Origin of the sequence: Desulfonatronum thiodismutans (genome assembly GCF_000717475.1) — a bacterium.
GTDB classification, from domain to species: domain Bacteria; phylum Desulfobacterota; class Desulfovibrionia; order Desulfovibrionales; family Desulfonatronaceae; genus Desulfonatronum; species Desulfonatronum thiodismutans.
Map to the genome: position 1 here is coordinate 38152 of NZ_JPIK01000014.1, position 11901 is coordinate 50052.

Annotated in this window: 14 protein-coding genes; 6 read left to right on the forward strand and 8 right to left on the reverse strand. The window is 58.6% G+C overall.

Going from position 1 to position 11901, the window contains the following annotated elements:
* Positions 1 to 48: 48 nt before the first annotated feature.
* Positions 49 to 735 (reverse strand): phosphatidylserine decarboxylase, encoded by a 687-nt coding sequence (locus tag GY33_RS0112115; protein ID WP_031387587.1) that lies wholly within the window; start codon positions 733 to 735, stop codon positions 49 to 51.
* The gene (locus GY33_RS0112120; RefSeq protein WP_051822584.1) at positions 732 to 1472 is read right to left on the reverse strand and encodes an O-methyltransferase; all 741 of its coding nucleotides are present in this window, start codon (positions 1470 to 1472) and stop codon (positions 732 to 734) included. The genes GY33_RS0112115 and GY33_RS0112120 overlap by 4 nt, the downstream gene beginning before the upstream one ends.
* Before the next feature lie 236 nt (positions 1473 to 1708).
* Here GY33_RS0112120 and GY33_RS0112125 point away from each other — a divergent pair, with 236 nt between their 5' ends.
* A complete protein-coding gene (locus GY33_RS0112125; RefSeq protein ID WP_051822579.1) occupies positions 1709 to 3649 on the forward strand; it encodes a lysophospholipid acyltransferase family protein in 1941 nt (646 codons plus the stop codon).
* A 53-nt stretch (positions 3650 to 3702) separates the two neighbouring features.
* Here GY33_RS0112125 and GY33_RS0112130 read toward each other — a convergent pair whose 3' ends face one another.
* A complete protein-coding gene (locus GY33_RS0112130) occupies positions 3703 to 4119 on the reverse strand; it encodes a type II toxin-antitoxin system VapC family toxin (RefSeq protein ID WP_031387590.1) in 417 nt (138 codons plus the stop codon).
* 3 nt (positions 4120 to 4122) lie between these two features.
* Positions 4123 to 4380, reverse strand: coding sequence for a type II toxin-antitoxin system Phd/YefM family antitoxin (locus GY33_RS20560; protein WP_084185142.1), 258 nt, complete (start codon positions 4378 to 4380; stop codon positions 4123 to 4125).
* Between the two features lie 285 nt (positions 4381 to 4665).
* Between GY33_RS20560 and GY33_RS0112135 the strand changes: the two genes are divergently transcribed.
* From GY33_RS0112135 to GY33_RS0112145, 3 genes are all read left to right on the forward strand, one after another.
* On the forward strand, positions 4666 to 5700 hold the full coding sequence (locus tag GY33_RS0112135) for an ABC transporter substrate-binding protein (protein ID WP_051822580.1): 1035 nt from the start codon (positions 4666 to 4668) through the stop codon (positions 5698 to 5700).
* 116 nt (positions 5701 to 5816) lie between these two features.
* The gene (locus GY33_RS0112140; RefSeq protein ID WP_200874870.1) at positions 5817 to 6857 is read left to right on the forward strand and encodes an ABC transporter ATP-binding protein; all 1041 of its coding nucleotides are present in this window, start codon (positions 5817 to 5819) and stop codon (positions 6855 to 6857) included.
* Positions 6854 to 8563: an ABC transporter permease subunit gene (locus tag GY33_RS0112145; RefSeq protein ID WP_051822581.1), complete on the forward strand. Its 1710-nt coding sequence runs from the start codon at positions 6854 to 6856 to the stop codon at positions 8561 to 8563. Before GY33_RS0112140 ends, GY33_RS0112145 begins: the two co-directional genes overlap by 4 nt.
* A gap of 150 nt (positions 8564 to 8713) precedes the next feature.
* On the opposite strand, the gene GY33_RS0112150 is transcribed toward GY33_RS0112145, so the two are convergent.
* On the reverse strand, positions 8714 to 9430 hold the full coding sequence (locus tag GY33_RS0112150; RefSeq protein WP_031387594.1) for an HAD family hydrolase: 717 nt from the start codon (positions 9428 to 9430) through the stop codon (positions 8714 to 8716).
* A 174-nt stretch (positions 9431 to 9604) separates the two neighbouring features.
* Between GY33_RS0112150 and GY33_RS0112155 the strand changes: the two genes are divergently transcribed.
* Both GY33_RS0112155 and GY33_RS0112160 read left to right on the forward strand, forming a co-directional pair.
* On the forward strand, positions 9605 to 9832 hold the full coding sequence (locus GY33_RS0112155) for a hypothetical protein (protein ID WP_152555183.1): 228 nt from the start codon (positions 9605 to 9607) through the stop codon (positions 9830 to 9832).
* Positions 9829 to 10236 (forward strand): type II toxin-antitoxin system VapC family toxin, encoded by a 408-nt coding sequence (locus tag GY33_RS0112160; protein ID WP_031387596.1) that lies wholly within the window; start codon positions 9829 to 9831, stop codon positions 10234 to 10236. The genes GY33_RS0112155 and GY33_RS0112160 overlap by 4 nt, the downstream gene beginning before the upstream one ends.
* A 181-nt stretch (positions 10237 to 10417) precedes the next feature.
* On the opposite strand, the gene GY33_RS0112165 is transcribed toward GY33_RS0112160, so the two are convergent.
* From GY33_RS0112165 to GY33_RS19250, 3 genes are all read right to left on the reverse strand, one after another.
* Positions 10418 to 10615, reverse strand: a complete 198-nt coding sequence (locus GY33_RS0112165) for a hypothetical protein (protein ID WP_031387597.1) — start codon at positions 10613 to 10615, stop codon at positions 10418 to 10420.
* A gap of 84 nt (positions 10616 to 10699) precedes the next feature.
* On the reverse strand, positions 10700 to 11068 hold the full coding sequence (locus tag GY33_RS0112170; RefSeq protein WP_051822582.1) for a DUF1499 domain-containing protein: 369 nt from the start codon (positions 11066 to 11068) through the stop codon (positions 10700 to 10702).
* Positions 11069 to 11119: 51 nt separating this feature from the next.
* On the reverse strand, positions 11120 to 11842 hold the full coding sequence (locus tag GY33_RS19250; protein WP_051822583.1) for a GGDEF domain-containing protein: 723 nt from the start codon (positions 11840 to 11842) through the stop codon (positions 11120 to 11122).
* Positions 11843 to 11901 lie beyond the last annotated feature (59 nt).

The following is an 11901-nucleotide window of genomic DNA, read 5'->3' on the forward strand; positions in this document are numbered from 1 at the left end:
TTCACCTCCCTGATTAGCTGACTTGGTACGCCTGAAAGCCTCTGGACCTCAGGCAATGAGGATGCTTTCACCCGCCCGCACCCTGTCTCCGGGGACGACCTTGACTTCCATGTCCGCTCTCCAGGGGACGACCAGGTCCACTTGAGAGCCGATCCGAATCATTCCGAACACCTCTCCCCGTTGCACGGACCCTCCGATGGGAATGAAGACGTCGATCCCGCTGACACTTTTGGCCGCGATTTGAATGATGTAGGCCGTCAGGTCCGAACCTTTGAACAGTCCTTTGATCCTGGTCACGGTCCGTTCGTTCTGGATGATATGCAGACAGTTGCGGTAGAGGGGCAGGCGGTTCAGGATGCTGCGCCAGTGCATGGGGCCCATGTGCAGGTTCGTGGACTGGGCCGGGTAGTGGGTGATTGTCTGTACTTCTCCGCTAATGGGTGCCCGGTTGTAGTGGACGTCAAACGGGCTCATGAACACGCCGATGATCACCTTGGGTTTGGCGTCGTCTTCCTTGAGAATGTCGATGATCCGGGCTTCCTGGCCTTTTTTGATGGTCAGCACCGGTTCCCTGGGTTCAACCTTGCGCACGTAGACCACCTTGCCGTCAGCCGGGCTGAGCAGTCCCTCGCCTGTCGGCTCCCGGCGCTCGGGATTGCGAAAAAACCAATAAAAGCGCCAAAAAAGAAAGACTCCCAAGCCAAGCAGCAGAATAACAAGAAGGGACGCGGTCACTGTTCAGGCCTCCATGGGGTGTTGTCGCGGATGCGGGCCAAGGCCACGCCGGAGGAAAATGGAAAGTCCACGACCTCAAAGCGTTTTGGGTGGTCGCGAAGATGTTTCAACCAGCGTTTGACTCCGGAATGGTTGAGCATTTCACGGATATAGATGTTCGTGTCATGGAGCAGGACATACGCATTTTTCGTGCTGTTGCGGTGGACCCCCAGGAAATCTTCGCGCACGTTTTTGTAGGAGTGGTTGCCGTCGATGAACGCCAGTTGGATTTTCGGAAGCTTGAGGTCTTTGTAAGCGGTAAAGAATTCCATGCTGGTCATCTTGAAATGCTGAACGATGTCTTCCAGGCCAAAGCGGGAAAAGCGGGATCGGACGGCTTCCGGATCAGACCAGTTGTCTTGGCCGCCGATGGTCTTGAACGGGCCGTGTTGGGACAGGGAATAGGACGGGTCGACGAAGGTCAGCCGCCCTTTTTTGTTGTCCTTGAGCCCCAGTGCCAGACAGATCACGCTGAAGCCGTGGCCGGAGCCGATGACCAGAGTATGTTTGGGCCGAAGGGCTCGGGCCAGTCCATAGTAGAAAAAACCAAAACCCAAATTCAGGTTTGAAGCTTTTTCGTGGTGACCGAGCGGTTTCGCATGTTCGAAGATATCCTGGACCACGCCGAGATCCAGGCTGGATTGGCCGAGTTCTTGCGCGGAGAGAGCCGCTGAGTGAGCATGAGATTGTGGGTACAAGAGAACCTCCATGGATTCTTCAATGACAACTCGCAACCGGATAAATTGCCTCCGTGTCGTTTTGATGATCGTCCGGTGAACAAAGATGTCATGTTCGTGAAGTTTTGGTGACATTACGTTTTGTCACTTAAAATCCACCTTGCGGTCACCGGATGGTCACGTTTCTGGCCGGAAGCTTGGGTAGGGGATGGGCATCTCACTCCAAACCAACCGTCTAGAGCCGGAGGATGTCCGTGATGAGCGCCACAGCTACTGCTTCGCCTTGCCTGATCGACCTGCCTTCACCCTTTATCCGCCCGCTGCCCAACAAATTGTTCGGCCTGGCCAAGCCTTCCCTGGAGAAAGTGCTGGCCCTGAGCTATTTGAATCGCAAGTACGGGGAAGTCCTGTCCGGTCTGGATCAGACGCTGGGGGGCCAAGACCAGGTTGATTTCCTGGACCGGTCGCTGAAGGCCCTGAACATCAGCGTGGTCCTGGACGACGCTGAATTGGAGCGCATTCCAAAGGACGGACCGGTGGTCGTGGTGGCCAACCACCCCTTCGGAGCGCTGGAGGGGCTGGTCATGGCCGCGGTGCTGCGCAAGCGGCGGCCGGATTTGAAGATCATGGCCAATCACCTGCTGCAACGGGTGGAGGTGTTGCGGGACTTGTTCCTGTTCGTGGACCCCTTCCTGGGTGGGGCGAACACGGTGCATGTTAACGGGGCGGCTCTGAAGAAGATTGTGGCCTGGCTGCGAGAGGGCGGATTGTTGGGGGTATTCCCGGCCGGGGAGGTCTCCCACTTGCAGGTTCGGCGGCGGACCATGGCCGATCCGCCCTGGAGCGAATCCGTGGCCAGGATCATCCGTAAGACCGAAGCCGCGGCGGTGCCGATGTTCTTCCAGGGAACCAACGGTCCGCTGTTCCACGTGGCCGGACTGATCCATCCGCTGCTGCGGACCGTGCTGCTCCCCCATGCCCTGATGCGCAAAGCCGGTTCGGAAGTCCGCGTGCGCATCGGTCGGCCCCTGGGACCGAAGCACCTGGCCAACTGTCCCACGGACGCCGACATGATCGGATATCTGCGGCACCGGACCTATCTTCTGCAATGCGGAGCCAAGTCGCGACGTAATAACCCGACGGGCCATCACCCGCTCTTGCCGTCGAATGCGTCGGACGGGCCGCCAATGGAACGTTCAAGCGGACGGCTTACGGAGGCCGCGCATGCCGCCGGGAACCCGCTGCATCTCGAACAGCATTCCCTGTCCGCGGACCAGATCCTGCTGGAAACCGATGAATTTTGCGTCCATCTGGCCGAGGCCCGGAACATCCCTCATCTGTTGCACGAAATCGGTCGGCTGCGGGAAATGACCTTTCGACTGGCCGGGGAAGGAACGGGCAAGGAGGTGGACCTGGACATCTTCGACGCCCATTATCTGCACCTGTTTCTCTGGGACAAACGGGAGCGGCGGATTGCCGGGGCCTACCGGCTGGGGCGCACGGACGTGATTCTGAAGAATCATGGAGCCAAGGGGCTGTACACCAGCACCTTGTTCTCGTTTCGGTCCGGATTCTGGGACAAGGTAGTTCCGGCCCTGGAACTGGGACGGTCCTTTGTGCGCCCGGAATACCAGAAGAACTACGCCCCCTTGCTCCTGCTCTGGAAAGGCATCGCCCGGTTCATTTTGCGCCATCCGGAATACCGGACCTTGTTCGGCCCGGTGAGCATCGACAACGAGTACCACCGCTTTTCCCGGCAACTGATGGTGGGCTTTTTGCGGGCCCATGGCCACATGCACGAACTGGCCGACCACGTCCGCCCCCGCCGCCCCTTTCGCCAACGTCGGCTGTTCCGCCTGGACGACTCCCTGCTGACCATGATGTCCAAGACCATCGACGACGTCTCGGACATCATCACGGACATCGACCGCCACAAGACCGGGGTTCCGGTGTTGCTGCGCCAGTATCTGAAGTTGGGCGGAAAAATGCTGGGATTCAACGTGGACCGGGAATTCAGCGACGTCCTGGACGGCCTGGTCCTGGTCGACTTGCTCCAAACCGACCGGCGAACCCTGGACCGGTATCTGGGCAAGGAAGGGGCCAGGGATTTTCTGGCTCTGCACCGGGCCGGGGAAAGAGTGTCGAGAGGAGGGGAAAGCGGATCGCGCGGCGGAGGTTTGGCCGCGATGGCGGGGTGAAGAGGGCGAATGATGATCTGAACGACGATACCGGATTACTGTTTCCGTGTCGTTTACGTGTGCGCGTTGAAGGTGAACGGATTGAGGGTGGGTACGGAGAAGACTTTGAAATCGGAGATATTTCTCGTGACGACGGTCAGGCCGTGTACGGCGGCGATGGCGGCGATCATGGCGTCTTCATAGAGGGTGTCGGATTTGCGGTGCATCATTTTCGCCCAAAGTCGAAACGCGGGGACATCCATGGGTAAAATATTGGAGGCATCCGTGAGCAAATCCAGCCAGGCCTCGATTTCCTTGGCCTTGAGGGCATCCTGGTCCCGGGTCAATTCAATGCCCGCCTGGATTTCCCCGATCGTCACCGCGGACACGTACAGGTCACGCTCGTCAACGGATTCAAGCCAGGCAATGACGGCTCCGTGCGGGCGAGGTTTGCGCAGTTCCGAGACGACATTGGTATCCAGCAAGTACATGGCTTACTCCCATTCTTGAGCCTGACGGCGACGCGCCCGGCCCCGCTCCGGAGCAAGAGATTCAGTACGTGGAGATTCCATCAGCAGGATTTGTTTGAGGGATGGACGGGCCGCGGCTTGGAGGCGTCGCCATGCATCAATGGGCAACAGCACCGCTGTTTCGGTTCCCCGGCGGGTTACGACCTGGGGACCTTTGGAGACGCAGGCGTCAAGGAACTCACTGAAACGAGCCTTGGCATCTTGTACCGGCCATGTCTGCATCACTTCACCTCTGCTTTGGAATTGAATCGACGGGCAACCAAAAGACTAGTTAGCTGACTAGTTATCCCGTGTCGGTGTTGGAGTCAAGACATCGCCTCATCTTCGGACCGGATACCGTCTCACGCTTTCCTTGGTTTTATTGTCACCGTCACGCAATTGTCATTCAAACGTAACGCGAAGTGATTGTTCCGGGCTTTGGATTAAGGGTAGTTGCAGGGAGGAGGCGGCTCTGAAGGCTGTTTCGCGAACTTCTCTTTTTACCCAAACCCAGAAAGGAGCAATCGGATGAAGATTTTTGGCTCTTACGCGTTGCGGTTCGTTTTGGTTTGCGCCGTGGTCTGCTGCGCGGCGATCGGTTTTTCGGCGGCCCAGGTCCGGGCCGACGAGATCACTGTCTACACGTCCTACGAAGAGGACGAGGCCGCGGCGTTTTTGGCGGCCATGCAGCGGGATCTGCCGGGGCTGAAGGTGAACATGCTGCGGCTGTCCACCGGGGATCTGCATGCCCGGATGCTGGCCGAGGCGGCCAATCCCCGGCATGACGTGATCTGGGGTTGGGCCGTGACGAACATGGTTGATCCCCGGATTCTGGAGATGCTGGAACCGTATCAACCCAAGGGCATCGAGCGGATTCCGGCCCGGTTCCGCGACCCTGACGGCCGCTGGTTCGCCAAGACCGGGTACATGGCCGCGTTCTGCGTGAACAACGAAGTCCTCCAGCGCAAAAATCTGCCCATGCCCGCTTCCTGGGAAGATCTGCTCAAACCCGAATTCAAGGGCGAAGTGGTCATGCCCAACCCGGCCAGCTCCGGCACCGGGTATCTGCAGATCGCCTCGATCCTACAGATGAAGGGCGAGGAGGCCGGGTGGAAGTATCTGGCCGAGTTGGACAAGAACATCGCCCAGTACATCAAGAGCGGTTCCCGGCCCTGCAACGTGGCCAGTGCCGGGGAGTTCGCCGTGGGGGCCTCTTTTGCCCTGCGGGCCATCAAGAACATCGACGAAGGCTATCCCATCACCATGGTCATTCCCTCCGAAGGGGCCGGCAACGAGCTGGAAGCCTCCGGCCTGATGAAGTCATCCAAGAACAAGGAAGCGGCCAAGCGGTTCCTGGACTGGACGGTCAGCAAGGCGGCGGTGGACGAGTACTACAAGTGGAAGGAAATCGTCACGGTCAGCGGCGGGTCCATGCCGGAATCCTTTCGCAAGGCCGGACTGCCCGCGGATATCGGCACGGTGATGGTGGACATGGATTTCGCCTGGTCCGCGCAAAACCGGGACCGGATTCTGCAGCAGTGGCAGGACAAGCTGGAGCGCTAAGCAGGCTGTTCAAAAAACGTCCAATTTTACGCGGTCTTCAGGCGAATGTCTGAAGACCGCTTTCCGTTGAAACATCGATCGGTCGAGGTGACGCGATGGCCTTGGATATTCGGAATGTGACCAAACGATTCGGCGACTTGAAGGCCCTGGACGATGTTTCCATTTCCATCGGGAACGGGTCCCTGGTTTGTTTTCTTGGGCCGTCGGGGTGCGGAAAGACGACCCTGTTGCGGGTCATCGCCGGGCTGGAGCCGCACGATGCCGGGGAACTTTCCCTGGACAGCCGGGACTTGTCCCGGGTTCCGGCCCGCAATCGCAACTTCGGGGTGGTTTTCCAGTCCTATTCCCTGTTCCCGAACATGACCATCGCGGCCAACGTGGCCTACGGTCTGGAATGTCGGGGCTGGTCCAAGAAGGATGTTGGACGGAGGGTGGAGGAGATGCTCAGCCTGGTGCATCTCAATGATCAGGCCGGAAAGCATCCTCACCAGCTTTCCGGCGGCCAGCAGCAGCGCATCGCCCTGGCCCGCGCCCTGGCCCCGAAACCGGCGGTGCTTCTGCTGGACGAGCCGCTCTCGGCCTTGGACGCCAAGGTCCGCGAGGAACTGCGCGTGGAAATCCGGGAGCTGCAACAGCGGCTGGGCATCACCACGATCATGGTCACTCACGACCAGGAAGAGGCATTGACCATGGCCGACAAGGTCGTGGTCATGCAAAGCGGGCGGGTGATGCAGGTCGGGACCCCCATGGATCTCTACCGTAGGCCGCGAAACCGGTTCGTGGCCGAGTTCATTGGTCGGATGAACCTCGTTCCGGCGGATCTGGGCCTGCCGGTGCCGGAAAACGGCCGACCGGCCGGGACAAGGCCCACTATCGTGGGCATTCGTCCGGAGGACATCCAGCTTCTGGCCGAGCAGGACGCCCGGTGTCGCCTGCATGCCGTGGTGGAGCAGATTACGCGGTTGGGCAACCTGACCCGGGTGAGCCTACATCTGCATCACAACGGGAAGGACGTGGGTTCGGGGAGCGACGGATCGAGCCTTCCCGGCGTGCGTCTCTTGGCCGAGGTTCACGGGGTGGCCGAGGGGCTGGAAGTGGGCATGTCCCGGTGCGTGGCCGTGGCCCCTGAGTCCGTGCGCGTGCTGGAGTGGCAATGAATCCGGACCCATCCCGGGGTGGGGGCGTGCAGGACTTGCGGGCCGACGGTCTTGCGCCCAACGTGTCGTTTAACTGGGAACCCCTGCTCAAGGTGCTGGTGGCCGCGGCCATCGCCGTGCCCTTGCTGGTCTTCGTGCTGTATCCCCTGGTGCATATCCTGGGGCGCAGCTTTCAGACCCCGGACGGGCTTGGCCTGGCCAACTACGCGGCGGTGATGGGCTCGCAACGCTTTTTGCGTCTGGTGTCCAACAGCTTCGCGGTGACCGTGGTGACCACGGTGATCACCGTGGTTCTGGCCTACGGCTTCGCCTACGCGGTCCAGAGGACCCGAATGCCGCTGCGCAACCTGTTCCGGCTGATCGCCCTGGTGCCGCTGTTCGCTCCGTCCCTGGTCCAGGCCCAGGGGTTGGTTCTGCTTCTGGGCCGCAATGGATTGATCAACCGCACCCTGGGCACGGACTTTTCCATCTACGGCTATTGGGGCATCGTGATTTCCAGCGTGCTTTACGTTTTTCCCTACGCCTTCCTGATCTTCTCCGCGGCCCTGGCCCTGGCGGACAACCGGCTCTACGAATCCTCGCGCATCCTGGGGGCCGGTCCGCTGCGCACCTTCTGGACCGTGACCCTGCCTTCCACCCGCTTCGCCCTGATCGCCTCCTCTTTCGTGGTCTTTACCCTGGTGATCACGGATTTCGGTAATCCCATGGTCGTGGGCGGGGACTACAGCGTCCTGGCCACGGAGGTCTACAATCAGGTCATCGGCCAGGCCAATTTCGAGTTGGGCACGGTCATCGGCATGGTGCTCCTGGCTCCGGTGGCCGTTGCCGTGGCCTTCGAGAAATGGATCAACCGCCGGGGGTACGCCCAGATTTCCGAGGGCTCCCAGCCTTTGGACGTCCGGCCTGATCGCCTCCGGGACACTCTGTTCACCGGGTACGCGGTGCTGATCAGCCTGGCCATCCTGGCCGTGGTGGGCATCGTGATCTTCGCCAGCTTCACTCATCTCTGGCCGTACCGGATGGACCTGTCGCTGCGGCACTATCGATTCGACGTCCAGGGCGGCATCCAGCCGCTGTGGAACAGCATCTCCATCGGGCTGATGGCCGCGGTCGTCGGCGTGGCGGCCACGGGGTTGGCTGCGTACGTCACGGAAAAATTCCGCACCGTGCTGGATTCGCCCCTGTATTTCCTGTGCATCGTCCCGGCCGCCGTACCGGGAATGGTCCTGGGGCTGGGCTACATCCTGGCCTTCAACTCCCCGGGCAATCCCATCTATCCCCTCTACGGCACCCTGTTCCTGATAGCGATCTGCAACGTCTACTACTACCACGCCCAGGGCTTTCTGATCGCCTCCACCAGCATGAAGCAGATCAGCCACACCTTTGACGAGGCATCCTCCACCCTGGGGGCGACCTTTGCGCGGACCATGCGCAAGATCACCCTGCCCCTGATGTGGCCGACTCTGGTGGGGGTGGCCGTGTTCTTCTTCATGCGTAGCATGGTCACACTCTCCGCGGTGATCTTCCTGGTCACCCCGTCCACCCAGGTGGCCGCGGTCTCGGTCCTGCTCCTGGAGGACCGCGGCGCGGTCAATCAGGCAGCGGCCTTTTCCGTCTGCATCATGGCCGTGGTCGTGGCCGCCCTGCTGGTAGCCCGGGCAGTCCTCACTGCCTTTGGGTTTCGCCACATTTCGTTGATCCGCTGACAGTCCGCTGAAAAAAAACCAATTGCCGCGTTACCGCAAAAAGCTCAAACTCTCACGTATCAATTAATACGCTTCGAGCTTGCACTTTTTTTGCTCCTTGCACTTGGGGTTTTTGAACGGACTGTCGAGAACGGTGTTTTCTGATGACTGTCAGTCCAGAAGCTCCAGCAACCCGGTTATGTCCTGCAGGACCACGTCGGCCTGGGAAGCCAGGGACGCCATGGTTCCCGCGCCGGTGAGCACGCCGACGCACAAGCGGACTTCGGCCGAACGCCCCATGGCCATGTCGTGGCCGCTGTCGCCCACCACGGCCACATGGTGCGGAGGCAGATTCACGGCCTCGCAAAAAGCCAGGGCCATGCCCGGTCCGGGCTTGACTCCGTATCCGCTGTCGTATCCGGCGACAAAGCCCACGAATTCCTTCAGGGCGTAGCGCTCCACGGTGGCCGAGGCCGAGGCTTCGCTGTCGTTGGTGGCGATGCCCAGGCGCAGGCCTAGTCGGGTCAGGCGCGCGAACAGCGGGCGCAGATCCGTCACGGGCACGGCGCTTGCCAGGGCCTCCTCGGCAAAAAGCGCATCCAATCGCCCTTGCAAGTCGTCCAAAGGAAGTACTGCGCCCAACCCCCGCCAAAGCTCGGCCAGCTCTCCGGCATGGCCCGCGGCAATGACCGAATCAGCCTGAAACCGACACGTCGCCGGATCAAATCCTCCCGCTTCCAGTAAGATGCGGCCAAGCCTTTCATCGCCTCCGGAAGCCATGGCCGCCGCCTTGGTTATGACCGAGTGCCATGTTCGGTGAAAGTCGAACAGCGTGCCGTCTTTGTCGAAAAGGATGCCGTGTATTTGTTTATCGGAAAGTTGAGGCATGGTTTTGCTCATGATTTTCCTTGGTCGTTCAGATCCGGGCTGGTCTGATGGGTTAGTGATTTTATGGTTGATCACAGCTTTATTGACTTGGTGGAGTCGGACGCATAGCCTGTAGTCGTTTTGATTACAAAGGGGGCGATTATGCAAATGACAATCCGCATATCTGAAGAATACATGACACAAGTCCAAGATCTTTCAGTGCGAACCGGTTTGAAAAAGTCGGACATCGCCAGATTGGCCATCAAGGACTTTCTTGAACGTTTCGACGTCGTCCAGGGGCAGGAGGACAAGCCCATCAATAAGGCGTCGGACCTGATCGGCGTCGTCAACAGCGGAATTCCTGATCTGGGCCGAAACCACCGCCGCTACATTCTTAAAGGAATGCAGGGCCACGAGTCGTGAAAGCCCTGTTGGATACCGGCCCCTGGGTTGCGCTGATCGACGCAAGTGAAACCTCTCATGGGGCGTGCGTCGAGTGGTTTGGCGCGTTTTCCGGCAAGCTGTACTCGACGGAGCCCGTGCTGACGGAAGTCCTGTATCTTCTGAACTTTTCCCTGAAAGCCCAGCAGGCTGCCATGGATTATGTCCTGCGGGGCATTGTCACGATCGTTCCAACGGATCTTCAGGCACTGGAATCCGCCAAGACCCTCATGGGCAAATATGCCGACCTGCCCATGGATTTCGCTGATGCCAGCCTCGTTGTTCTTGCCTCGGAATCTCGGATATTGAACGTCGTGACCCTGGATGATCGAGATTTCAGAGTGTATCGGACTATTGACAAGAAAGCTTTTGCCATTCTTCCTTGAGATCATGATCAAGTTGCGTATGAGAGTGAGGCTTGCGGGGAAGCTCGTCAGGACTGACTGGCCAGAAGCGCGGTGAAGTCCGCGCGGAGTAGTTCGACGTGTTAGCGGGGCGAGAAAAGTCGGACTGATGCCAGACACATCGGCGGCGCGGTCACGACAAAGCGATGCCGCCGGTTTTGGCTCAGATGTTCAGTTCTTCCCGAACAGTGCCGAGTAGGGTGACGGGGGCGTTCATTTCTTCTGTTTTTGCCGCGCGAAGATCCTTGAGGTCCTCGTAATCCTCGAGTTCCTCCCGAACCTTTTGGAATTCCTCGTAAGGCAAAACAACGAAGGCTTTTTTGCCGTCGTGTTCCAAAATACTTGGATTCAAAGTAATCATGCCTTTTCTCCTTCGATCGATTTACCTGTAGACTTCGCGGCGATGGACAATCCGGTACACGAAAAATGTCGATTTGGCGGAGCGTCAGGACATCTTGGCCAGAAGCGCGACGAAGTCCGCGCGGATTCGGTCCACGCGGCGGCGGTTCGCGCCCAGGTCCCAGTATCCGGTGCGCGAGGCCGAGCGGATGTGGATGACCGCGGCTTCGTGGTCGAAATGGAACTCCAGATCGTCCTTGAAGCGAAACAGGGCACTTTGGACCACGGCCTTGACCAGGGAAGGAGATTGCTCGGTGATCTCCGTGCGCGGCAGGTCGCGGAGCACCTGGAGGAGGGTCTTCAGGGCCAGATGCTCTTGGGCGGGAGGATATGGCAGAGGCTCCACCCGGCGGGCCGGGTCCGTGGCCTGGCTGGAAACGCAGTTGGGGCTTGCGGGGCAGTCCAGTAGCGTCATCTTATCTTATCGCCACCTGTAGCGCAGAGGCTTCACCCAGCACACTCATTGTTAGCCCGTTCTCCGTTCGCCAAGTTCTCGGAACAGCACAACACGCTTCTCTGTGCCCTTGGCTTTATACATTGCTGTATCGGCATTTTTGAAAAGAATATCGCTCGTATCTCCATCTGCTGGATAAATTGCAATACCAATACTGGCCATTATAGAAATAACATGCCCATTAAATTCGGAACATTCTGAAATAAGACTTATCATCTTCTCTGCAATGTAAGTTCCGTCAGATTCTTGTTTGACTCCGAACAACAGGCATACGAATTCGTCACCTCCCCAGCGACTGACCATGTCTTCATCGCGTACAAAAGACTTTAAACGATTTGCCACCATCAGCAGCACCTGATCTCCAATATCATGACCATAAGAGTCGTTAATACTCTTGAATTTGTCGATGTCAATAAATAGGACGGCAAGTCCCCATCCGTGCCGTTTTGCCTGGATCAACCCCTGGTTGAGGCCCTGTTCAAATGATAAACGGTTCGGAAGACCCGTGAGTGGGTCCTGAAGCGCACTTTGTTGCGCTTCTTCCGTTTTTACCTGGGCTTTTGATAAATCGTCGCGTGCTTCTGCCAAATCGGTCTTCGTATTGGCGAGTTCAGATTCGATGTCTATTCGCTCAGCAATTTCATTGTTGAGTTTGATGTTTACCAACTTCAAATCGTCTGCGGCTTTCGCAACTTTCTGTTCAACATCTTCATTCTGAGTGAGGGCCTGTTTCATAATCTGCACAGGGACATTTTCTTGCTCTAGAACTTCATTAACTCAACTTTCGGGGTTGC

Bases quoted from the DNA above. Each gene is read 5' to 3' on its own strand.
- GY33_RS0112135 (WP_051822580.1), top strand. From the start codon at position 4,666: ATGAAGATTTTTGGCTCTTACGCGTTGCGGTTCGTTTTGGTTTGCGCC.
- GY33_RS20560 (WP_084185142.1), bottom strand. From the start codon at position 4,380: ATGCAGACATGGCCGGTACAAGATGCCAAGGCTCGTTTCAGTGAGTTC.
- GY33_RS0112165 (WP_031387597.1), bottom strand. From the start codon at position 10,615: ATGATTACTTTGAATCCAAGTATTTTGGAACACGACGGCAAAAAAGCC.
- GY33_RS0112170 (WP_051822582.1), bottom strand. From the start codon at position 11,068: ATGACGCTACTGGACTGCCCCGCAAGCCCCAACTGCGTTTCCAGCCAG.
- GY33_RS19250 (WP_051822583.1), bottom strand. From the start codon at position 11,842: ATGAAACAGGCCCTCACTCAGAATGAAGATGTTGAACAGAAAGTTGCG.
- GY33_RS0112155 (WP_152555183.1), top strand. From the start codon at position 9,605: ATGACACAAGTCCAAGATCTTTCAGTGCGAACCGGTTTGAAAAAGTCG.
- GY33_RS0112150 (WP_031387594.1), bottom strand. From the start codon at position 9,430: ATGCCTCAACTTTCCGATAAACAAATACACGGCATCCTTTTCGACAAA.
- GY33_RS0112125 (WP_051822579.1), top strand. From the start codon at position 1,709: ATGAGCGCCACAGCTACTGCTTCGCCTTGCCTGATCGACCTGCCTTCA.
- GY33_RS0112130 (WP_031387590.1), bottom strand. From the start codon at position 4,119: ATGTACTTGCTGGATACCAATGTCGTCTCGGAACTGCGCAAACCTCGC.
- GY33_RS0112145 (WP_051822581.1), top strand. From the start codon at position 6,854: ATGAATCCGGACCCATCCCGGGGTGGGGGCGTGCAGGACTTGCGGGCC.